This is a genomic window from Staphylococcus sp. HMSC072E01 (assembly GCF_001814125.1).
Classification (GTDB): Bacteria; Bacillota; Bacilli; order Staphylococcales; family Staphylococcaceae; genus Staphylococcus; species Staphylococcus hominis.
Genome location: NZ_KV814964.1, coordinates 117,559 through 139,733 on the forward strand (window position 1 = coordinate 117,559; position 22,175 = coordinate 139,733).

Genomic DNA, 22,175 nt, shown 5'->3' on the forward strand with positions numbered 1-22,175 from the left:
TATTAATTCATAAACAAGAAGGTAGAAAATTTTAGAATGAGGTGCTATTATAGGAACATTGATAATATTGTGAGGAGTGTACTTAATAATGGAAGTATACGCAGATTATGCTGCAACTACACCAGTCAAACCAGAAGTTATAGAAGCAATGATGGATATGTATCAATCACACTACGGCAATCCATCTTCTATTCACTCAGTAGGTAGAGATGCTAGACGCTATTTAGATGAATCTAGAAGAAATGTTGCTCAATTACTAGGTGCTAAACCAAGCGAAATTATTTTTACTAGTGGTGCTACAGAATCAAATAATACTGCTATTAAAGGGTTAGTCTATGCTAATGAGCATTTAGGTAATCATATTATTACTACAAAAATTGAACATCATTCTGTATTACACGTATTCGAGCAATTAGAGAAAGAAGGATATGAAGTCACATATTTAGATGTAGATGATACAGGTAGAGTTGATTTGGATCAATTGGAAGAATCTTTAACAGATGATACTATCTTAGTATCTATTATGTTTGTCAATAATGAAGTGGGCACAGTAGAACCTATTTACGATATCGAAAACATTGTTTCTAATTCAAATGCTCTATTACATGTAGATGCAGTCCAAGCAATTAGCCATTTAGATATTAAATTTAGTGAGTTTAATATTGATACTATGAGTATTACTGCTCATAAATTTGGCGGACCTAAAGGTGTAGGTATTTTATTAGTAAAAAACAATACACCAATCGAGTATTCTCAATTAGGCGGCGAACAAGAAACTAAACGTCGTGCTGGAACGGAAAGTGTTCCACAAATAGTTGGAATGACCAAAGCTCTAGAAATAGCTACTAAAAATCGAGATCAAAATAATGTTCATTTAATGCAATTAAAAGAACTTTTTTTAGTAAGTTTGCAAGAACGTGCAATTCCATTTGAAGTCAATGGTTCCATGGTAGAAACGACTGGCCATATACTTAATTTATATCTTCCATTTATAGATGTAGAAACAATGTTAACTTTATTGGATTTGGCAAATATTTATGTTTCGTCTGGTTCTGCATGTACAGCTGGCTCAACAACTCCGTCACATGTACTTGCTGCTATGTATGAAGATGAAGATCGTGCAAAACATTCAGTTAGATTTAGTTTTAATGAAATCACAACCGAACAAGATATAAAGTATATTGTTGCTGAAATTCATAAAATATATCATAAATTTAAGGAGGAATAGAACTTGTCAAATAAAGATATACGTGTTGTAGTTGGTATGTCTGGAGGTGTAGATAGTTCAGTCACAGCATATCTTTTAAAGGAACAAGGATATGATGTCATTGGCATTTTCATGAAAAACTGGGACGATACAGATGAAAATGGTGTATGTACAGCTACAGAAGATTATAATGATGTTATAGCAGTATGTAATCAAATTGGTATACCATATTATGCTGTGAATTTTGAAAAAGAATATTGGGATAAAGTATTCACATATTTCTTAGATGAATATAAAAAAGGTCGTACTCCTAATCCAGACGTCATGTGTAATAAAGAAATTAAATTCAAAGCATTTTTAGAACATGCATTAAAATTAGGAGCCGATTATGTGGCTACTGGTCATTATGCACGAATCCGCAGACATGAAGATGGTCACGTAGAAATGTTACGTGGGGTAGATAATAATAAGGATCAAACATACTTTTTAAATCAATTATCTCAAGAACAATTATCTAAAGTCATGTTTCCTATTGGAGACATAGAAAAAAAAGACGTTCGTAAAATCGCTGAAGAACAAGACTTAGCAACAGCTAAGAAAAAAGATTCTACGGGTATTTGTTTTATTGGGGAACGTAATTTTAAATCATTCCTTTCTCAATATTTACCGGCACAATCTGGTGAGATGAGAACACTCAATGGTAAAAAAATGGGCATACACAGTGGTTTAATGTACTATACTATTGGCCAACGTCATGGACTAGGTATTGGTGGAGATGGAGATCCATGGTTTGTTGTTGGTAAAAATCTTGAAGATAATATTTTATATGTCGAGCAAGGCTTCCATCATGATGCATTATATAGTGATTATTTAATTGCTTCTGACGCATCATTTGTTAATCCAGTTGATTTAGAAAATGGATTTGAATGTACTGCTAAATTTAGATATCGTCAAAAAGACACTAAAGTATTTGTTCAAAAAGAAGATGAACAATCTATTCGAGTTACTTTCGACGAACCTGTTCGAGCTATTACACCAGGCCAAGCAGTGGTATTCTATAACGAAGAAGTTTGTTTAGGTGGCGCTACTATAGATGATGTATATAAAACAACAGGGCAACTTAGCTATGTTGTTTAATTTTTAGTAAACCGTTAACTCATTGTAAATGAGAATTAGCGGTTTCTTTTTAATTGTAAATTTATGTTAGAAATGGAGACATGGAAATGATTGAACAAGAAACAATATATCAGTGGATGAATAATGGTAATTATGAAGAAGCCATTAAAGCATTATTTAATAACATTGAAGAGAATCCTAATATTATTGAAAATTATATTAATGCTGGTATCGTTTTAGCTGATGTTGGTGAGATTGAGAAAGCAGAAAGATTTTTTCAAAAAGCAATAACATTAGATGACAAAAATGGCGCTGTTTACTATAATTTAGCTAATCTATATTATGAACAATCGCGTTTTCAAGAAGCGATAAAACTTTATCAACGAGCTTTAAAATATAATATGAATCCCGTTGATGCTAATTATATGATTGGTATGTCTTTTAGCCAACTAGATGCGCAAAGAGAAGCATTACCCTTTTTTATGACTGCTGCTGAATTAGATCAAACTTTGGACACAGAAGTTCAATTTCAATATGGTTTAACATTATGTCATTTAGAAATGTTTCAAGAAGCCATTAAGCAATTAAATTATGTTTTATCTATTAATTCTAATCACGTAGATGCATTATATAATTTAGGTCTTGCAACATATATGGAAACTGAGGATGTTGATAAAGCAATTCAGTATTTTGATAAAGCAATTCAAATTGATCCTAAACATTTATTAAGTCAGCATGCTAAACAAACATTTAAATCTCTAAAAAATGAGGAGGAATAATATGTCAAACCCTACACTATTTGATTACTCAATGGTTAAAGGAACAGTTGATACCATTCTATTTCAAAATAAAGATAACTTTTATACTGTTTTAAAAGTAGATTCCATTGAAACTAATGAATCATTTGATAATCTGCCTACAGTTGTAGGCTTTTTTCCTAATATTGTTGAAGGAGATGTCTATACGTTTAAAGGACAAATTGTTCAACATCCTCGTTATGGTAAACAACTTAAAGCTGAAACATTTGAAAAAGAATTGCCTCAAACTAAAGATGCCATTATAAGTTATTTATCTAGTGACTTATTTAAAGGTATTGGTAGAAAGACTGCTCAGAATATTGTAAATACATTAGGAGAAAATGCAATAAATGATATTTTAACTGATCCTTCTGTTCTTGAAAATGTTCCTAGTTTAGCAAAAACGAAACAAAAACAGATTGTAGAACAGATTAGTGCAAATCAAGAGTCAGAAAAAATAATGATTCGCTTACATGACTTAGGTTTTGGTCCAAAATTATCTATGGCGATTTATCAATTCTATCAATCAGAGACTTTAAAAGTTTTAGAAAACAATCCATACCAATTAGTTTATGATGTAAAAGGTATTGGTTTTCAAAAAGCTGATACATTAGCTAGAAATAATGGTATTGCTTATAACGATTCAGAACGTTTAAAAGCTGGATTATTATATACTCTTGAAGAAGAATGTATAAAACAGGGGCATACTTATTTAGATGAAAATGCTGTATTAGAAATTACAGAAGATATGCTTTCAGATAAGCATTTAGATGAAACAATTGAACAACAACAATTAAAACATGTACTACAAACACTTTTTGAAGAAAAGAAAATTATTTTAGAGAATAGTCATGTTGCGATTCCAAGTTTATACTATTCAGAACTTAAAAGTGTTCAAAATTTGTATCGTATCAAAACTTACAAAAATCACTTTAAAATAATAGAGCAATCAGATTTACAGATACATATTGGTGAACTAGAAGATCAAAATAATGTTAATTATGCTAAATCACAACAAGAAGCACTTGAAACGGCGATGAATTCGAAAATAATGTTACTGACTGGAGGGCCAGGAACAGGTAAAACAACTGTTATTAAAGGGATTGTAGAATTATATGCTGAAATTCATGGTCTATCTCTTAAGTATTCTGATTATCAAGAAGATGATTATCCAATCGTATTAGCCGCCCCAACTGGAAGAGCATCAAAGCGTTTACAAGAATCAACTGGCTTAGAAGCAATGACGATTCATCGATTAATAGGATGGAATCAAGATACTCAACCAGAAGATATTCTTGAGAATGAAATTAAAGCTAAGCTCATTATAATTGATGAAATGTCAATGGTTGATTCTTGGTTGTTCCACCAATTTTTAAGTGCCGTTCCACTAGATGCACAAATCATTCTAGTAGGGGATGAAGATCAATTGCCATCTGTCGGTCCTGGCCAAGTATTTAAGGATTTAATTGAGTCTAAAGCATTTCCAAGAGTTAATTTAACTGAAGTTTATCGCCAACAAGATGGTTCTAGCATTATTGACTTAGCGCATCGCATGAAGCATCATGAGTCAATAGATATTACAAAACGTTATCATGATAGAAGTTTTATTCATTGCAATGTAGAACAAATTCCAACTGTAGTGGAGAAAGTAGTATCTAGCGCTGTAAACAAAGGATATGATATGAGTGATATTCAAGTTTTAGCACCTATGTACAAAGGAAGTGCAGGGATAAAAAGACTTAATCAAGTATTACAAAATATTTTAAATCCTAAAGAAAAAGATACAAGAGAAATAAAGTTTGGCGATATAACGTTTAGAAAAGGAGACAAAGTTTTACAACTAGTCAATCGACCAAATGATAACATTTTTAATGGTGATATTGGCGTCATAGTAGGTATATTCTGGGCTAAAGAAAATGCACTTAACAAAGATGTACTGATTATTGATTTTGAAGGAAATGAAATTACATTTACTAGACAAGATTTATTAGAACTCACACATGCTTATTGTACCTCAATCCATAAATCACAAGGGTCAGAATTTCCTATTGTCATTATGCCTATTGTTAAACAATATTTTAGAATGTTGCAAAGACCTATTTTATATACAGGTCTGACACGTGCAAAACAATCTTTAGTACTATTAGGAGATCCAAAGGCATTTGACATCGCCTTAAATACGCAAGGTCAAGAAAGACATACACAATTAAAAACACTAATTATAAATTATTTTGGTATGAGTCAGGTTAATATAGACGTAGAAGAGAATGATGAACAGATAAATATAGATGATAATAATGCAGTTGAACACATTACTTTAAGTGAAGAAACAATTTATCAAATTAATCCAATGATTAATATGGGAAATGTTTCACCTTACGACTTTGTTGAACATTGACAATTTAAACAAAAATACTTAAAATAAATTTGAATTCGCATAAAGATGAGTAAACTTTTTAACTTAAGCAGAGATGTACTGGTTGGTGAAAAGTACAAGTTAATTTGTTGAACGCTACTTTGTGTTATCGTTAATATGATAATTAAGTGATGAGAAATTAAATATATTTCAAAAGTATTTATTTCTTGTAACTAGGGTGGTACCGCGAAAACGTTCGTCCCTTTGTTGGATGAACGTTTTTTTATTTATAAATGTATTAATTATATTAGGAGTGAAAAAATGAAAAAACTTAAAGCAAGTGATATACGTCAAAAATATATTGATTTCTTTGTTGAAAAAGGTCATATGGTAGAACCATCTGCACCACTTGTGCCTATTGACGATGATTCGTTACTTTGGATAAACTCTGGTGTTGCAACTTTAAAAAAATACTTTGATGGACGAGAAACACCTAAAAAGCCTAGAATAGTTAATTCTCAAAAAGCAATTAGAACAAATGATATTGAAAACGTAGGTTTTACTGCGCGTCATCATACTTTCTTTGAAATGCTTGGAAATTTCTCAATTGGTGACTATTTTAAAAAAGAAGCAATTGAATTTGCTTGGGAATTTTTAACTAGTGACAAATGGATGGGAATGGAACCAGAAAAGCTATATGTAACAATTCATCCAGAAGATGTTGAAGCCTATCGTTTATGGCATGAAGATATTGGCTTAGAAGAAAGTCGTATTATTAGAATTGAGGGGAATTTCTGGGATATTGGAGAAGGACCATCAGGACCTAACACCGAAATTTTCTATGATCGTGGTGAAGCATATGGTCAAAATGATCCAGCAGAAGAAATGTATCCTGGCGGTGAAAATGAGAGATATTTAGAAGTATGGAACTTAGTGTTTAGTGAATATAACCATAATAAGGATCATACTTATACACCACTTCCAAACAAAAATATTGATACCGGCATGGGATTAGAACGCATGACGTCTATTTCCCAAAATGTTCGTACCAATTATGAAACAGATTTATTTATGCCAATTATTGAAGAAGTAGAGCATATATCAGGAAAAAAATATCTTGAAAATAACGAACAAGATGTAGCATTTAAAGTCATCGCTGACCATATCAGAACAATCTCATTCGCAATCTCTGACGGCGCTTTACCTGCAAATGAAGGGCGTGGTTATGTTTTACGTCGTCTCTTACGTCGTGCTGTACGTTTTAGTCAAACCCTTGGCATTAATGAGCCATTTATGTATAAATTGGTTGATATCGTTGCTGACATTATGGAGCCATATTATCCAAATGTAAAAGAAAAATCAGATTTTATTAAACGTGTTATTAAATCTGAAGAAGAACGTTTCCATGAAACACTTCAAGAGGGCGTATCTATATTAAATCAACTCATTACGCAAGCAAAAGAATCTACACATCAGATTAATGGTTCTGATGCGTTTAAATTATATGATACGTATGGATTCCCAATTGAGTTAACTGAAGAACTAGCAAGTCAAGAAGGTATTACAGTCGACATGGCAACATTTGAAGTTGAAATGGAACAGCAACGTACTAGAGCGAGAGAAGCTAGACAAAGTTCACAATCTATGCAAGTTCAAAGTGATGTTTTAAAAAATATTAATACTGAAAGTCAATTTGTTGGTTATGAAACAACAGAATATCAAACAATTTTAACAGATTTAATTTATAACGGTAAAACTGTTACATCTGCTGAAGCTGGAGAAACAGTTTACTTTATCTTAAAAGAAACACCATTTTATGCAGTAAGTGGTGGACAAGTTGCAGATAAAGGAACAGTAGGAAATGATCAGTTCGAAATAGCCGTTCACGAAGTTACAAAGGCACCAAACGGACAAAATTTACACCAAGGTATAGTTCAATTTGGACAAGTAAGTGTAAATAGTCATGTAGATGCAACTGTAAATAAAGAAGAACGTAAAGATATACAAAAAAATCATAGTGCCACTCACTTACTACATGCTGCATTAAAAGAGATTTTAGGTGAACATGTTAATCAAGCGGGTTCACTTGTTGAAAGTGAACGATTAAGATTTGACTTTTCTCACTTTGGTCCAATGACAAAAGAAGAGATTGATCAAGTTGAAAGAAGAGTAAATGAGGAAATTTGGAGAGGAATTTCAGTTCATATTCAAGAAATGCCTATTCAAGAAGCTAAAGAAATGGGTGCTATGGCTCTGTTTGGTGAAAAATACGGTGATATTGTAAGAGTAGTCAATATGGCTCCATTTTCAATTGAATTATGTGGTGGTATTCATGTAGATAATACGGCTGAAATAGGGTTGTTTAAAATTGTAAGCGAATCAGGTACAGGTGCAGGTGTTAGACGTATTGAGGCACTTACCGGTAAAGCTGCATTTTTATATTTTGAAGATATTCAAAATAAATTTAATTCTGTCAAAGAACAACTTAAAGTAAAATCAGATAAACAAGTTTATGATAAAGTTGTTCAAATTCAAGAAAATGAAAAACAATTGAATAAGCAATTAGAGCAACGTAATAAGGAAATTACTTCACTTAAAATGGGTAATATAGAGGATCAAGTAGAAATGATTAATGGATTTAAAGTATTAGCTACAGAGGTAGAAGTATCTAATCCAAAAGAAATCCGTCAAACAATGGATGATTTTAAATCAAAACAACAAGATACAATTATTATTTTAGCAGGTCATGTTGGTGAAAAAGTTTCGTTAATTGCCGCTGTACCTAAAGAGTTTACAAGTCAGATTAAAGCCGGGGATATCATTAAAAACATGGCTCCAATTGTAGGAGGAAAAGGTGGCGGTCGTCCAGATATGGCACAAGGTGGCGGCACACAACCTGAAAACATCTCAGAATCATTACGCTTTATTAAAGATTATATTAAAAACCTATAACTTTTTAATCAACTGGTGTAAAATTAATATGTAAGTTAATACATGTCAGAGGAGTGTCGCATCTATGGAAAATATTGATAAAACTATGAAATTCGATTATGATGAAATTCCAAAAGAAAATGTCCAAACAGTTTTAAAAAATGTACATCAAACTCTAGAAGAACGAGGCTACAATGCTGTAAATCAAATTGTCGGCTATTTACTTTCAGGAGATCCTGCATACATTCCTCGTCAAAATGATGCACGTAATCAAATACGACACATTGATAGAGATGTAATTATGGAAGAACTCGTTTCAAACTACTTAAAAGAGAATAATAAATAAATGTTACGTCATAAAATTTTAGGATTAGATGTAGGTAGTAGAACTGTAGGTATCGCAATTAGTGATTTGATGGGCTGGACTGCTCAAGGACTAGACACTCTAAGAATAAATGAAGAAAATGAAGAATTTGGTATTGATAGACTGGTTTCAATCATAAAAGACAATAATGTTGGTTCAGTAGTCATAGGCTTACCGAAAAACATGAATAATTCTATCGGTTTTCGTGGAGAAGCCTCCCTTAAATACAAAGAATTGCTTCAAGAAGCTTTACCAAATATTGAAATTATTATGTGGGATGAACGTTTAAGTACCATGGCTGCTGAGCGATCATTATTAGAAGCTGATGTCTCAAGACAAAAAAGAAAAAAAGTAATTGATAAAATGGCAGCAGTTTTTATACTGCAAGGCTATTTAGATTCAATTCAATAAAGGAGAATTTCATTATGACTGAACATAATCACAATACAGAATTAAATATTAGTAATGAAGAAGAATTATTAACGTTATTCGATGAAAATGGAAATGAAGTTTTATATCGAAAAATGCTTGAATTTTATCATCCAGAATTTAAAAAAGAGTATGTTATTTTAGCTGAAGAAGGTGCTCAATCTGATGATGATGACATGATTGAGCTCATTCCAATGATTAATGAACCAGATGAATCTGGTGATGGTGGTAAACTTGTTCCTATTGAAACAGATGAAGAATGGGATATGATTGAAGAAGTTGTAAATACAAATATGGAAGAATAAACAGTCTTTTGTTAATAATAAATCTCTAATCAATTCACTTTGGTTAGAGATTTTTAATATTTCAGACTTAAATTTAATTTAGAATTATGATAAAATATTTAAAGTTAAATTACTGTAAGCATAAATTTTTAAATATACAGTCAGTTACTATATTTATACATTAAAACATAAAGTAGGTTTATTATTTTATTTTAAATAATGTAATATTAGTTGACTGATTTTATTTTTATGCCTATTGATATTAAAAGGGAAGTTATAGAAGTGGAATCAAATCAATCCTATTTATTAAATCTTCATGAACAGTTAAATAATAATATTGAAGAACTAAGATTTTATGCAGAAGAACACGCTGTTCCAATAGTGGATAAATTAACTTTAGACATGATAAAACAATTAATTAGAATTCATCAATCGAAAAATATTTTGGAAATTGGAACTGCTATTGGATATAGTTCGATGCAATTTGCTTCTGTTTCACCAGATATTTCTATTACTACTATTGAACGTAATGAGAATATGATAAAACAAGCAAAATTTAATTTTAAAAAATTTGAATACGAAAATCAAATTCGTCTTATAGAGGGCGATGCGCTATCACAGTACGATAAAGTGAGCAATCATTTATATGATATGATATTTATCGATGCAGCTAAAGCGCAATCTCAAAAATTTTTTGAATATTATACACCGTTATTGAAAAATGGTGGCTTAGTTATTACTGATAACGTTTTGTATCATGGATTTGTATCTGATATAGATATCGTACGATCAAGAAATGTTAAGCAAATGGTAAAAAAGGTACAAAAATATAATACTTGGCTTATGAAACAAAAGAACTATAAAACAAATTTTTTAAATATGGATGATGGTTTAGCCATATCTATTAAAGGAGAATGAATATGACTGAATTACTTGTCACTCCAAAATCTTTAAATCATATGAAAACATTGATAGAACTCGGTGCTGATGCATTTGTGATTGGAGAGCAAAAATTTGGATTGCGATTACCCGGAGAATTTAATCGTGAAGATGTTCGAAAAGCAGTTAATTTAGCACACGAACATGATAAAAAAGTATATGTGGCAGTTAATGGTATTTTTCATAATTATCATTTAAATGCTTTAGAAAACTATATTGAATTTTTACATGAAATAAGAGTGGATAGAATTATTTTTGGTGATCCTGCTGTCGTGATGTATGTTAAAAAACAAGATAATCCGATACCATTAAATTGGGATGCAGAAACAATTGTTACGAATTATTTCCAATGTAATTACTGGGGTGAAAAAGGCGCTAAAAGAGCTGTATTAGCACGTGAATTAAACCTAGATGAAATTTTAAATATTAAAAAACATGCAAAGGTTGAAATTGAAGTTCAGGTTCACGGTATGACTTGTATGTTCCAATCTAAACGTATGTTATTGGGTAATTATTACACTTTTCAAGATAGACAAATGAAAATCCAACGTAGTGAGAATGAGCAAGATTTATTATTATACGATGAAGAAAGAGAAAATAAATATCCTGTTTTTGAAGATTACAATGGTACTCATATTATGTCTCCTAATGATATCTGTTTAATTGAAGAATTAGAGCCATTCTTTGAAGCAAATATCGATTCATTTAAAATTGATGGTATCTTACATAGTGAATCATACATTAATACTGTTACAGCACAATATAGAGAAGCCATTGACTTATATCATGAAGATCCAGAAACTTATGAAGATGAAAAATTTATGTTAATTGATCCAATAGAAGAAATTCAACCTGAACATCGTCCATTTGATGAAGGGTTCTTATATAAACAAACAGTATATTAAGGGAGGCGCCAGTATGAAGACGTTAAATGAAATTGAAGTAAATGCTAAAAGAAAAATAAAAAAACCTGAATTATTAGCGCCTGCTGGAAACCTAGAGAAGTTAAAGATTGCGGTTCACTATGGTGCTGATGCTGTATTTTTAGGTGGACAAGAATACGGGTTACGTTCTAACGCTGATAACTTTACTATGGAAGAAATTAAAGAAGGCGTTGAATTTGCAAACCGTTATGGTGCAAAAATTTATGTTACGACTAATATAATCGCTCATGATGAAAATATAGAAGGTTTAGAAGATTATTTACGTCAATTAGAAGCTACAGGTGCAACAGGAATTATTGTAGCAGATCCACTTATTATTGAAACATGTAAGAAAGTAGCTCCTAAATTAGAAATTCATCTCTCAACACAACAATCTCTTTCTAATTACAAAGCTGTGGAATACTGGAAAGAAGAAGGACTTGATCGAGTAGTATTAGCTCGTGAAACAGGCGCTATGGAAATGAAAGAAATGAAAGACAATGTTGATATCGAAATAGAAGCCTTTATTCACGGTGCGATGTGCATTGCTTATTCAGGTAGATGTACTTTAAGTAATCACATGACAGCACGAGACTCTAACAGAGGCGGTTGTTGTCAAAGTTGTCGTTGGGATTATGATTTACTAGCTGTTGATGAAGAGGGAGAATTAGATTTATTTTATCAAGATGGCGAAGTTTTGCCTTTTGCTATGAGCCCAAAAGATTTAAAATTAATTGAATCCATTCCTCAAATGATGGATATTGGTATAGATTCTTTAAAAATTGAAGGGCGAATGAAATCTATTCATTATATTGCTACAGTAGTATCAGTTTATCGTAAGGTTATTGATGCATATGCAGAAGATCCGGATAATTTTAAAATTAAACCAGAGTGGTTAATTGAATTAGACAAATGTGCTAATCGAGATACAGCACCTGCTTTCTTTGAAGGAACGCCTGGATATGAAGAGCAAATGTTTGGTGTTCAACAAAGTAAAAAGTCACCATATGATTTTTGTGGATTAGTTTTAGATTATGACGAAGCAACTCATATTGCTACAATACAACAAAGAAATCACTTTAAACCTGGTCAAGAGATTGAATTTTTTGGACCTGAAATTGAATCATTTAAACAGGTTATTGATGTCATTTATGATGAAGAAGGAAATCACCTTGATGCAGCACGTCATCCTCTTCAAATTGTTCAAATTAAAGTGAATCATCCTATTTATCCTAATAATATGATGAGAAAGGAAATTGGCTAATGACACAGACAACAATCATCGGAATCGCTGGCGGTTCAGGATCAGGAAAAACAACTGTCACAAATGAAATAATGAAAAACTTAGAAGGCCATAGTGTTGCTTTACTTGCTCAAGATTATTATTATAAAGATCAATCACACTTAACATTTGAAGAACGACTTGAAACTAATTATGACCACCCTTTTGCATTTGATAATGATTTACTTATTAGTAATTTAAAAGATTTGCGTAACGGTCAATCGGTTGAAGTTCCAACATATGATTATAAAAATCATACTAGAAGTGATGAAACAATTGCATTTGAACCTAAAGATGTTATTATCGTAGAGGGTATATTTGCTTTGGAAAATAAAACATTACGTGATATGATGGATGTTAAAATATACGTTGATACTGATGCAGATTTACGTATTTTAAGAAGACTTGTACGTGACACAAAAGAGCGAGGGCGCTCAATGGAATCAGTTATTAACCAATATTTAAATGTTGTCAGACCTATGCATAATCAATTTATAGAACCAACAAAAAAATATGCTGATATTATTATTCCAGAAGGTGGAAGTAATAAGGTGGCAATTGATATAATGACAACAAAAATACAAACGCTTGTTGGGAAGCATTAACGAATAATATGTATTTTTCAAAATTAAATTAACTTGTTGAAAAGGAAGATGAACTTATGGAAAATCAAAAACAATATCCAATGACACAGGAAGGTTATGAAAAATTAGAACAAGAATTAGAAGAACTTAAAACAGTTAAACGTCCTGAAGTAGTAGAAAAAATCAAAGTTGCTAGATCTTTTGGTGACTTATCTGAGAACTCAGAATACGATGCTGCTAAAGATGAACAAGGTTTTATTGAGCAAGATATTCAACGTATTGAACACATGCTTAGATATGCTTTGATTATTGAAGACAACGGTGATAATAATGTTATTCAAATTGGTAAAACTGTTACGTTTGTCGAATTACCTGGTGATGAAGAAGAAAGCTATCAAATTGTTGGATCTGCAGAAGCAGATGCGTTTAAAGGAAAAATTTCAAATGAATCTCCAATGGCAAAAGCACTTATTGGTAAAAATTTAAATGATGAAGTTCGTGTTCCACTTCCAAATGGTGGAGAAATGAAAGTTAAAATCGTTGATATTAAGTAACAAAAAATCCAAAAATCATTTTGATTTTTGGATTTTTTTATAGTTAAATATTTATAATTATTTAACTATAAATTAGATATAAGCAAGTACATTCATTTAATTTTTAGAACTTTTACATGACAAAAATATAAATATATGCTTAAATAACAATGTAGATAAATTATATAGTTATCTTGTACTGAAAGGGAGTAAGCGATTACATTAATGCATTACTTACCTTCTTTTATTATTGTCTATTTGAAAGACATATTAAACTACTATGAATACGTGGATATTTTATATTACTAATATATAAAATGAAATACGTTATTTATAATCGAAGGAGGACCATCATCTTTGGAAATAAAGATTATTAATGAACAATCAATTGCGCTTTATTTTAAAGAAGAAATATCTGAAAGTAATTACAGAGATGTTGAATCCGTTACTAAACATATACACGCTAAAAGAATAGATGGTATCAAAGATGTGATACCGTCATATAGAGCAATTATGATAAATTTTGATAATATAAAGCTTAATTTTAAGCAATTAATAGATATATTAGATTTAAAACAGTTAAATGGTGAACATGCTAAAGATATTTCAGATAAAACGATCATACATATTCCAGTATTATATAATTCAGAAGTCGGACCTGATTTACCATATGTAGCTAAACATAACAAACTAACTACTGATGAAGTCATTCAAATCCATACTCAAAATGAATATCTCGTTTACATGTTAGGTTTTATGCCTGGTTTTCCATTTTTAGGTGGATTGGATTCTCGTTTACATACTCCACGTCGAGATGAACCTAGAGTCAAAATTGACGCAGGTTCAGTAGGAATAGCAAATAATCAAACGGGTTTATATCCTTCTGATTCACCAGGTGGTTGGCAAATTATTGGAAGAACACCATTAAAAGTATTTGATATCAACGACGATGAAATGTCTTTATATCAAGCGGGTGATTATATTAAGTTTTATTCTATTGATGAAAATACATTTAACGACATCCAAAGTGAAATAGCAGAAAATCGATTTAATAAAGAAAAGTGGGTGTTAAATCATGTCGATTAGTATTATTCAACCTGGTATGTTTACAACTGTTCAAGATGAAGGAAGATTTGGTTTTCAACACCTAGGTTTTTCAAGTGCTGGTGCTATGGATTTATATAGTTATTTAATTGGTAAGACTTTAATTGGTAATAATGGACCCAGCCTTGAATATACTATTATCGGTCCAACACTTCAATTTAATAAAGATAATACATTTATTTTGACAGGAGCACATGTAAACGCAAAATTAAATGAAGAGACAGTTGATATTAATACTGTAATTTATGCATGCAAAGGCGATATTTTGAAAGTTGGAGCAGTGACTGCAGGCGCCCGTGGTTATATTTTCTTTGGCCATCCTTTAGATATTCAACCAATAGCAGAAAGTTATTCGACACATACTAGAAGTAAAATTGGTGGTTACAAAGGGAGACCATTATCAAAAGGAGATTTGATATTCTTAAAAGAAAATCCATCTTTCAAACAAAATTTGGGTAAAACAACAGTTTATAATGCTATTCCCGAAGATAATATAATACATATTATTACCGGTCCACAAATTGAAGCATTCTCAAAGGAAAGTATAAATAAGCTCGTTAATATGGAATATAAAGTTTCTGAAAAATCTGATAGAATGGGGTATCGTCTTAATGGTGAGCATATCCCTCCTAAAACTGGAGCAGATATTATTTCAGAACCTGTTGCTTTAGGAAGTATTCAAGTCCCAAATGATGGTAATCCTATTATCTTATTAAATGATAAACAAACTATAGGTGGCTATACGAAAATCGCTACAGTCACTCAACTAGATTTAAATAAAATTGCTCAATTTAAGCCGGGAGATTTAATTCGATTTAAGTGGTCAACGATTGAAGAGGCTACAAAGGTTCAGGAACAATATCTAAATCACTTTAATCATTTAAATGCGGAAATTAACACGTCACCAACCTTTAATATGGGTGAAATGAGACCGACAGCAAAGAAATTGACTAAAATCATTACAGAGGAGAGATAGTTATGGATATAAAAAAAATAGAAGAAGTCATTAAACTTGTAAAATCAAATGATGTAAAAAAATTTAAATATAAAGATAATAAAAACGAAATCGAATTAGATTTTACTGAACAAAGTAACAATCAAAATAATAGTACTCCAGTAATACAATCTGAAGGGAATTCTCAAGACAAAAGTATTTCAGAAAATAACCCTTCAAATGATTCAGCAAAAACAATTACTTCTCCTATGGTAGGAACATTCTTCTTACAAGATAGCAAGGAATTAACGGATCCTATAATTCAAGTAGGTGACAACATTAAATCTGGTGATGTTATCGGATATGTTGAAGCAATGAAAGTAATGAATGAAGTGACTAGTGATATAGATGGTGAGATTACTGACATTGTGGTTGAACATGGTACAAACGTTGAATACGATCAAGTTCTAGTTAAAGTAAAATAAAGGGGGCAGAAATATGTATCGTTGTTTAGTAGCAAATAGAGGAGAAATTGCGGTACGTATCATTCGAGCGTGTCGAGAAATGGGAATAGAAACTGTCGCAGTATACGCTAAAGGTGATGAAAAAAGTCTTCATGTAAGTTTAGCTGATCAAGCAGTTTGCATTGGAGAAGCAAATCCTTTAGATAGTTATTTAAATATAGAACGTATTATTGGTGCAGCTGAAATCACAGGTTCTAATGCTATTCATCCTGGATACGGATTTCTATCGGAGAGTACAACATTTGCCCAAAAAGTTGAAGAAAACGATATTCATTTTATTGGCCCTAACAAAAAAACAATGGAAATGATGGGTGATAAAATAACTGCTCGTCAAACTGTTCATTCAGCAGGAGTACCAGTTATTCCAGGCTCAACAGATGCAGTAAACTCTTTAGAAGAAATTAAAGAATTAGCAAAAGACATAGGGTATCCTTTAGTATTAAAAGCCGCAAGTGGTGGCGGCGGTAAAGGTATTCGAATTGTTAAGGAAGAAAATCAACTTGAAAAATCATTAAAAGAAGCTAAAAGTGAAGGTCAAAAATATTTTAATGATGATCGAGTGTATATAGAAGCATTTATTCCTGTTGCAAAACACGTAGAGGTTCAAGTGATTGGTGACGGAAAAGAAAATTATGTTCATTTAGGTGAACGAGATTGTTCAGTCCAAAGAAAAAATCAAAAATTAATAGAAGAAGCACCATGTGCAGCATTATCTGAAGAACGACGTGAAAAAATATGTAATGATGCTGTCAAAGTTGCAAAAGCCTCTAATTATCGTAGTGCTGGTACTATTGAATTTTTAGTTACTGAAGATGCACATTACTTTATTGAAATGAACGCAAGAATACAAGTAGAACATACTGTTACTGAAATGCGTGCAGATAGAGATTTATTACAAGCACAATTATATTTGTTATTACATAATAAATTACCGTTTAGTCAAGAAGATATTGTATTCAATGGTCATGTAATAGAGGCACGTATCAACGCTGAAAATCCAGAAAAGAAATTCCAACCTACTCCAGGTAAAGTTAAACGTCTACACTTACCTCAAGGCTTTAATATTAGAGTAGATTCGTTATTATATGCTGGTTATCAAGTATCTCCTTACTATGATTCACTAGTTGCAAAAGTTATCGTAAAAGACTCTAATAGAACTTCTGCGATTAATAAATTAAAAGTGGCACTTGATGAAATGGTAATTGATGGTTTCACTACTACGGCTGATTTTCTATATGCAGTATTAAGTTACCCACCATACGCAAAAGGAAATGCAGAAGAAGTTGATATTAAATTCCTTGAAAAACATCACATAGTTAAAGGAGTGAAATTATGATGAAAGTTGATTTGAACTGTGATCTAGGTGAAGCATTTGGTAATTATTCATTTGGAGGTGATAAAGATATCATTCCTTTAATTACATCTGCTAATATAGCCTGTGGTTTTCATGCGGGTGATGAAAATGTAATGAATCAAACAGTAAAATTAGCTAAAAAAAATCATGTAAGTATTGGCGCTCATCCCGGACTTCCAGATTTAAAAGGGTTTGGTCGTCGAAAGATGGATATTAGTCCAACCGAAGTATATAACTTAATAGTTTATCAGTTAGGTGCTTTAGAAGGATTTTGTAAAGTACATCAAACACGAATAAATCATGTTAAACCACACGGTGCGCTGTATAACATGGGTGCTAAAAATAAAGAAATTGCAAAAGCAATTGCAAAAGCAGTATACGATTTTGATTCTGCTATAGTGCTTGTAGGTTTATCTAATTCATTATTAATATCTGAAGCTAAAGCAATTGGATTGAAAACAGCTTCTGAAGTGTTTGCTGATAGACGTTACGAAGATAATGGACAATTAGTTAGTCGTAAAGAACCAGACGCAGTCATTACTGATACTGATGAAGCACTAAAACAAGTTTTGAAAATGGTAACTGAAAACAAAGTGATAAGTCGCAATGGGAAAGAAATTGATTTGGAAACAGATACAATATGTGTTCACGGTGATGGTAAACATGCACTAGAATTTGTTGAACAAATAAGAAAAAAATTAACGAAAGAAGGCATTGATATTCAATCCTTATAAGGGGGTTTTCTAATGAAAGAAAATTTAAATCAAACACAAGATAAAGACAATTTTAAATTTACAAAAAGTCATAGACGCTTACTTTATGGATCTGTATTTTTAATGGCTACATCTGCGATCGGTCCTGCATTTCTAACTCAAACTGCTGTGTTTACAGCAGAATTTTATGCAAGTTTCGCTTTTGCAATCTTAATATCTATATTAATTGATATTGGAGCTCAAATTAATATTTGGCGCGTATTAGTTATAACAGGTTTACGTGGTCAAGAAGTATCAAATAAAGTGTTACCTGGATTAGGAACTTTAATTTCAATATTGATTGCTTTTGGAGGACTTGCTTTTAATATCGGAAACATAGCTGGTGCTGGTTTAGGATTGAATGCAATATTTGGACTTGATGTTAAATGGGGAGCAGCTATTACAGCCATTTTTGCAATTTTAATATTTGTAAGTAAAAGTGGTCAAAAAATTATGGATATTGTTTCAATGATTTTAGGAGTAATAATGATATTAGTAGTCGCTTATGTCATGGTTGTATCTAACCCTCCCTATGGTGATGCACTTGTTCATACAGTTGCACCAGAACATCCTATTAAATTAATTTTACCAATTATTACTTTAGTTGGAGGAACAGTAGGTGGATACATCACATTTGCTGGCGCACATAGAATACTTGATTCTGGAATGAAAGGTAAAGAGTTTTTACCATTTGTGAATCGTTCAGCTATTGCAGGTATCTTAACTACAGGTATTATGAGAACATTATTATTTTTAGCAGTACTTGGAGTTGTAGTGACAGGTGTCACTTTAAATGCAGATAATCCGCCAGCCTCAGTATTTGAACATGCTATTGGACCAATAGGAAAAAATATTTTTGGAGTTGTTATTTTCGCAGCCGCAATGTCATCAGTGATTGGTTCAGCATATACAAGTGCAACTTTCTTAAAAACATTACACAAATCATTATTTAATAAAAATAATTTGATTGTCATTGTCTTCATCGTGATTTCAACAATAATTTTCTTATTAATTGGAAAACCAATTAGTTTATTGATTATTGCTGGAGCAATAAATGGATGGATTTTACCGATTACTTTGGGTGCAATATTGATAGCGAGTAGAAAAAAATCAATTGTTGGAGATTATAAACATCCAACATGGATGCTAGTATTTGGCATTATAGCAGTTATTGTTACAATTATAACAGGTATATTGTCTCTACAAGATTTAGCTACTTTATGGAAAGGTTAATCATAAATATATATATAATTTAAGATTTTAAAATTTAACTGTCGACAGTGTTTAACTGTATCGACAGTTTTTTTATTAAATCATTTTCAAGATTATTTTTTCATAGAAAAAGTTAGTCGTGATGAACTAGAAATTATGTTAGAATAACATGTGCTAAGATTAAAGTTGAGGTGTAAATATGATTGGAATTATTGGAGCTATGGAAGAAGAAGTAGCGATTTTAAAACATAAATTAGTGAATTTAAATGAGATTGAAGTAGCACATGTAAAATTTTATCGTGGTCAACTAAATGATAAAGATGTTGTTTTAACACAAAGTGGAATTGGAAAAGTAAATGCTACAATATCCACAACATTGTTAATTGAAAAATTTAAACCAACATTGATTATAAATACAGGTTCTGCTGGTGCTTTAGATGACAGTTTATCAGTTGGAGACATTTTAATTAGTAATCATGTGATGTACCATGATGCAGATGCAACTGCTTTTGGATACGACATCGGTCAAATACCTCAAATGCCAGCTCAATTTGAAGCTAACCAACAATTACTCCAATTAACTGAAAAAGTTGTAAAACAGCAAAATTTAACCGCTAAAATTGGTCAAATTGTAAGTGGCGATAGCTTTATTGGTAGTAGCGAACAGCGATTAAAAATTAAACGTCAGTTTTCAGAAGCTATGGCAGTTGAAATGGAAGCAACGGCTATTGCTCAAACTTGTTATCAATTTAATTTACCTTTTATCGTCACTCGTGCTGTTTCTGATTTAGCAAATGGGAAAGCAGAAATGTCGTTTGAAGAGTTTCTTGGTAAAGCAGCTCAATCATCAAGTAACATTGTTGAACAGTTGGTTAAAGAAATATAAACAATAAATAATTTAAAGGTGAAATGAATGGGATTAATTAAAAAATATTTTATGCCTAGTGATTATGTACAATCTGTATTTCAAATTGATATTGAAAAGTTAGCATATTCTGGTTTTAAAGGTATTATTACAGATTTAGATAATACATTAGTAGGTTGGGACGTTAAAACACCAACGAAAGAAATACAAGAATGGTTTAAAAAGGCAAATGATTTAGGATTAACGATTACAATTGTATCAAATAATAGTGAAAAACGTGTTTCCGGTTTTTCGAAAGACTTAGACGTTGATTTTATCTTTAAAGCTAGAAAACCTATGGGAAGAGCTTTTAAAAAAGCTATACAACACATGAATATTAAACCAGAAGAAACAGTCGTTATAGGTGACCAAATGCTTACAGACGTACTTGGTGGCAATAATAACGGTCTATATACTATCATGGTAGTTCCTGTCAAAAAGACAGATGGATTTTTAACTAGACTAAATAGAATAATCGAACGTCGATTATTAAACTATTTTAAAAGAAAAGGCTATATTACATGGGAGGAAAATTGATTGGATGAAACTTTAAAATGTATCGGTTGTGGCGCTCCTTTACAATCTGAAGATAAAAACGCACCTGGGTATGTGCCAGAACATAATTTATTTAGAGATGATGTTATATGCCAACGTTGTTTTAGATTAAAAAATTATAATGAAATACAAGATGTAGGAATGGATAGTGAAGATTTTTTAAATTTATTAAATGGATTATCCGATAGACAAGGGATTATCGTTAACGTAATTGATGTTTTTGACTTTGAAGGATCGTTTATTAATGCTTTAAAACGAATTGTAGGAAATAAGAAAATCATTTTGGCGGCGAATAAATTAGATCTTTTACCAAGACAAATTAATCAACGTCGTGTAAAAGAATGGTTAAAAAGAACAGCTAGAAAGTATGGATTAGAAGCTGAAGAGGTGGTATTAATATCAGCTCATAAAGGATGGGGTATTGATGCACTTTTAGAATCAATCAACCGTTTTAGAAATCATCAAGATGTTTATATCGTTGGTACTACAAATGTTGGTAAATCAACTTTAATCAATAAATTAATTGAGCAAAGTGTAGGTGAAAAAGATGTCGTTACAACATCAAGATTTCCAGGTACAACATTAGATATGATAGATATTCCTTTAGATGAAAAAACATTTATGTATGACACACCTGGCATTATACAAGCGCATCAAATGACCCATTATGTTACTGAAAAAGAATTGAAAGTGATTATTCCTAAGAATGAAATTAAACAACGTGTATTTCAATTAAATGAGGGACAAACTTTATTCTTCGGTGGATTAGCTAGGATAGATTATGTTTCTGGTGGGAAACGACCACTTGTATGTTATTTTTCTAATGATTTAAATATTCATAGAACTAAAACTGAAAAGGCAAATGATTTATGGCGAAATCAAATAGGGCATTTATTAAGTCCACCTAGTAACCCCGAAAAATTTAATATAAGTGATATGAAAGCTGTGCGTCTGGAAACAGGGAAAGAAAAACGTGACATTATGATTTCTGGATTGGGCTTTATTACACTCGAAGCAGGTGCAAAAGTGATTGTTCGTGTTCCTAAAAGTGTTGATGTTGTTTTAAGACAATCTATTATGTAGGGAGGATT

22 protein-coding genes are annotated in these 22,175 nt (G+C 31.4%); all 22 read left to right on the forward strand.

Annotation, left to right across the window (positions count from 1 at the left end; genetic code table 11):
• Nucleotides 1–88: 88 nt before the first annotated feature.
• The 22 genes from HMPREF2953_RS05370 (at nucleotide 89) to yqeH (ending at nucleotide 22,167) form a co-directional block, all read left to right on the forward strand.
• Entirely contained in the window at nucleotides 89–1,228 is a 1,140-nt protein-coding gene (locus HMPREF2953_RS05370) for a cysteine desulfurase family protein (RefSeq protein WP_070672166.1), read from the forward strand.
• A gap of 3 nt (nucleotides 1,229–1,231) precedes the next feature.
• Entirely contained in the window at nucleotides 1,232–2,344 is a 1,113-nt protein-coding gene (mnmA, locus tag HMPREF2953_RS05375) for a tRNA 2-thiouridine(34) synthase MnmA (RefSeq protein WP_070672168.1), read from the forward strand.
• Between the two features lie 86 nt (nucleotides 2,345–2,430).
• Nucleotides 2,431–3,102 (forward strand): tetratricopeptide repeat protein, encoded by a 672-nt coding sequence (locus HMPREF2953_RS05380; protein ID WP_070672171.1) that lies wholly within the window; start codon nucleotides 2,431–2,433, stop codon nucleotides 3,100–3,102.
• A gap of 1 nt (nucleotide 3,103) precedes the next feature.
• Entirely contained in the window at nucleotides 3,104–5,518 is a 2,415-nt protein-coding gene (locus HMPREF2953_RS05385; RefSeq protein ID WP_070672173.1) for an SF1B family DNA helicase RecD2, read from the forward strand.
• A gap of 279 nt (nucleotides 5,519–5,797) precedes the next feature.
• A complete protein-coding gene (gene alaS / locus HMPREF2953_RS05390; RefSeq protein WP_049336030.1) occupies nucleotides 5,798–8,428 on the forward strand; it encodes an alanine--tRNA ligase in 2,631 nt (876 codons plus the stop codon).
• Nucleotides 8,429–8,492: 64 nt separating this feature from the next.
• Complete coding sequence (locus HMPREF2953_RS05395) at nucleotides 8,493–8,753, forward strand: IreB family regulatory phosphoprotein (protein ID WP_002448947.1); 261 nt, start codon at nucleotides 8,493–8,495, stop codon at nucleotides 8,751–8,753.
• A complete protein-coding gene (gene ruvX, locus HMPREF2953_RS05400; RefSeq protein ID WP_002455257.1) occupies nucleotides 8,754–9,182 on the forward strand; it encodes a Holliday junction resolvase RuvX in 429 nt (142 codons plus the stop codon).
• A 14-nt stretch (nucleotides 9,183–9,196) separates the two neighbouring features.
• Nucleotides 9,197–9,505, forward strand: coding sequence for a DUF1292 domain-containing protein (locus HMPREF2953_RS05405; RefSeq protein ID WP_002448965.1), 309 nt, complete (start codon nucleotides 9,197–9,199; stop codon nucleotides 9,503–9,505).
• A 261-nt stretch (nucleotides 9,506–9,766) separates the two neighbouring features.
• On the forward strand, nucleotides 9,767–10,402 hold the full coding sequence (locus tag HMPREF2953_RS05410; RefSeq protein ID WP_070672175.1) for an O-methyltransferase: 636 nt from the start codon (nucleotides 9,767–9,769) through the stop codon (nucleotides 10,400–10,402).
• Between the two features lie 2 nt (nucleotides 10,403–10,404).
• Entirely contained in the window at nucleotides 10,405–11,328 is a 924-nt protein-coding gene (locus HMPREF2953_RS05415) for a peptidase U32 family protein (protein WP_070672177.1), read from the forward strand.
• 13 nt (nucleotides 11,329–11,341) lie between these two features.
• Nucleotides 11,342–12,610 (forward strand): peptidase U32 family protein, encoded by a 1,269-nt coding sequence (locus tag HMPREF2953_RS05420; protein WP_070672178.1) that lies wholly within the window; start codon nucleotides 11,342–11,344, stop codon nucleotides 12,608–12,610.
• Nucleotides 12,610–13,233, forward strand: coding sequence for a uridine kinase (udk, locus tag HMPREF2953_RS05425; RefSeq protein ID WP_002448951.1), 624 nt, complete (start codon nucleotides 12,610–12,612; stop codon nucleotides 13,231–13,233). Before HMPREF2953_RS05420 ends, udk begins: the two co-directional genes overlap by 1 nt.
• A 56-nt stretch (nucleotides 13,234–13,289) precedes the next feature.
• Nucleotides 13,290–13,766, forward strand: coding sequence for a transcription elongation factor GreA (greA, locus tag HMPREF2953_RS05430; RefSeq protein WP_002448959.1), 477 nt, complete (start codon nucleotides 13,290–13,292; stop codon nucleotides 13,764–13,766).
• Nucleotides 13,767–14,102: 336 nt separating this feature from the next.
• Nucleotides 14,103–14,831, forward strand: coding sequence for a 5-oxoprolinase subunit PxpB (gene pxpB, locus HMPREF2953_RS05435; RefSeq protein ID WP_017176186.1), 729 nt, complete (start codon nucleotides 14,103–14,105; stop codon nucleotides 14,829–14,831).
• Nucleotides 14,821–15,825 carry a 5-oxoprolinase subunit C family protein gene (locus tag HMPREF2953_RS05440; RefSeq protein WP_049336040.1) on the forward strand — a complete coding sequence of 335 codons (1,005 nt, stop codon included), beginning with the start codon at nucleotides 14,821–14,823 and terminating at the stop codon, nucleotides 15,823–15,825. The genes pxpB and HMPREF2953_RS05440 overlap by 11 nt, the downstream gene beginning before the upstream one ends.
• Before the next feature lie 2 nt (nucleotides 15,826–15,827).
• A complete protein-coding gene (locus tag HMPREF2953_RS05445; protein WP_049336042.1) occupies nucleotides 15,828–16,268 on the forward strand; it encodes an acetyl-CoA carboxylase biotin carboxyl carrier protein in 441 nt (146 codons plus the stop codon).
• Nucleotides 16,269–16,281: 13 nt separating this feature from the next.
• Nucleotides 16,282–17,643 carry an acetyl-CoA carboxylase biotin carboxylase subunit gene (locus HMPREF2953_RS05450; RefSeq protein WP_070672180.1) on the forward strand — a complete coding sequence of 454 codons (1,362 nt, stop codon included), beginning with the start codon at nucleotides 16,282–16,284 and terminating at the stop codon, nucleotides 17,641–17,643.
• Nucleotides 17,643–18,395, forward strand: coding sequence for a 5-oxoprolinase subunit PxpA (gene pxpA, locus HMPREF2953_RS05455; RefSeq protein ID WP_049336609.1), 753 nt, complete (start codon nucleotides 17,643–17,645; stop codon nucleotides 18,393–18,395). The genes HMPREF2953_RS05450 and pxpA overlap by 1 nt, the downstream gene beginning before the upstream one ends.
• Before the next feature lie 12 nt (nucleotides 18,396–18,407).
• Nucleotides 18,408–19,646 (forward strand): NRAMP family divalent metal transporter, encoded by a 1,239-nt coding sequence (locus HMPREF2953_RS05460; RefSeq protein WP_049336045.1) that lies wholly within the window; start codon nucleotides 18,408–18,410, stop codon nucleotides 19,644–19,646.
• A gap of 178 nt (nucleotides 19,647–19,824) precedes the next feature.
• The gene (locus HMPREF2953_RS05465; RefSeq protein WP_070672181.1) at nucleotides 19,825–20,511 is read left to right on the forward strand and encodes a 5'-methylthioadenosine/adenosylhomocysteine nucleosidase; all 687 of its coding nucleotides are present in this window, start codon (nucleotides 19,825–19,827) and stop codon (nucleotides 20,509–20,511) included.
• 27 nt (nucleotides 20,512–20,538) lie between these two features.
• Complete coding sequence (locus HMPREF2953_RS05470; RefSeq protein ID WP_070672183.1) at nucleotides 20,539–21,066, forward strand: YqeG family HAD IIIA-type phosphatase; 528 nt, start codon at nucleotides 20,539–20,541, stop codon at nucleotides 21,064–21,066.
• On the forward strand, nucleotides 21,067–22,167 hold the full coding sequence (gene yqeH / locus HMPREF2953_RS05475; RefSeq protein ID WP_070672184.1) for a ribosome biogenesis GTPase YqeH: 1,101 nt from the start codon (nucleotides 21,067–21,069) through the stop codon (nucleotides 22,165–22,167).
• Nucleotides 22,168–22,175: the final 8 nt, after the last annotated feature.

Coding starts and splice junctions, on each gene's coding strand:
- alaS (WP_049336030.1), top strand. CDS start 5,798: ATGAAAAAACTTAAAGCAAGTGATATACGTCAAAAATATATTGATTTC.
- HMPREF2953_RS05450 (WP_070672180.1), top strand. CDS start 16,282: ATGTATCGTTGTTTAGTAGCAAATAGAGGAGAAATTGCGGTACGTATC.
- HMPREF2953_RS05370 (WP_070672166.1), top strand. CDS start 89: ATGGAAGTATACGCAGATTATGCTGCAACTACACCAGTCAAACCAGAA.
- udk (WP_002448951.1), top strand. CDS start 12,610: ATGACACAGACAACAATCATCGGAATCGCTGGCGGTTCAGGATCAGGA.
- HMPREF2953_RS05460 (WP_049336045.1), top strand. CDS start 18,408: ATGAAAGAAAATTTAAATCAAACACAAGATAAAGACAATTTTAAATTT.
- HMPREF2953_RS05420 (WP_070672178.1), top strand. CDS start 11,342: ATGAAGACGTTAAATGAAATTGAAGTAAATGCTAAAAGAAAAATAAAA.
- greA (WP_002448959.1), top strand. CDS start 13,290: ATGGAAAATCAAAAACAATATCCAATGACACAGGAAGGTTATGAAAAA.
- HMPREF2953_RS05470 (WP_070672183.1), top strand. CDS start 20,539: ATGGGATTAATTAAAAAATATTTTATGCCTAGTGATTATGTACAATCT.
- HMPREF2953_RS05445 (WP_049336042.1), top strand. CDS start 15,828: ATGGATATAAAAAAAATAGAAGAAGTCATTAAACTTGTAAAATCAAAT.
- HMPREF2953_RS05440 (WP_049336040.1), top strand. CDS start 14,821: ATGTCGATTAGTATTATTCAACCTGGTATGTTTACAACTGTTCAAGAT.
- HMPREF2953_RS05405 (WP_002448965.1), top strand. CDS start 9,197: ATGACTGAACATAATCACAATACAGAATTAAATATTAGTAATGAAGAA.
- HMPREF2953_RS05415 (WP_070672177.1), top strand. CDS start 10,405: ATGACTGAATTACTTGTCACTCCAAAATCTTTAAATCATATGAAAACA.
- HMPREF2953_RS05395 (WP_002448947.1), top strand. CDS start 8,493: ATGGAAAATATTGATAAAACTATGAAATTCGATTATGATGAAATTCCA.
- ruvX (WP_002455257.1), top strand. CDS start 8,754: ATGTTACGTCATAAAATTTTAGGATTAGATGTAGGTAGTAGAACTGTA.
- pxpA (WP_049336609.1), top strand. CDS start 17,643: ATGAAAGTTGATTTGAACTGTGATCTAGGTGAAGCATTTGGTAATTAT.
- HMPREF2953_RS05385 (WP_070672173.1), top strand. CDS start 3,104: ATGTCAAACCCTACACTATTTGATTACTCAATGGTTAAAGGAACAGTT.
- HMPREF2953_RS05380 (WP_070672171.1), top strand. CDS start 2,431: ATGATTGAACAAGAAACAATATATCAGTGGATGAATAATGGTAATTAT.
- HMPREF2953_RS05465 (WP_070672181.1), top strand. CDS start 19,825: ATGATTGGAATTATTGGAGCTATGGAAGAAGAAGTAGCGATTTTAAAA.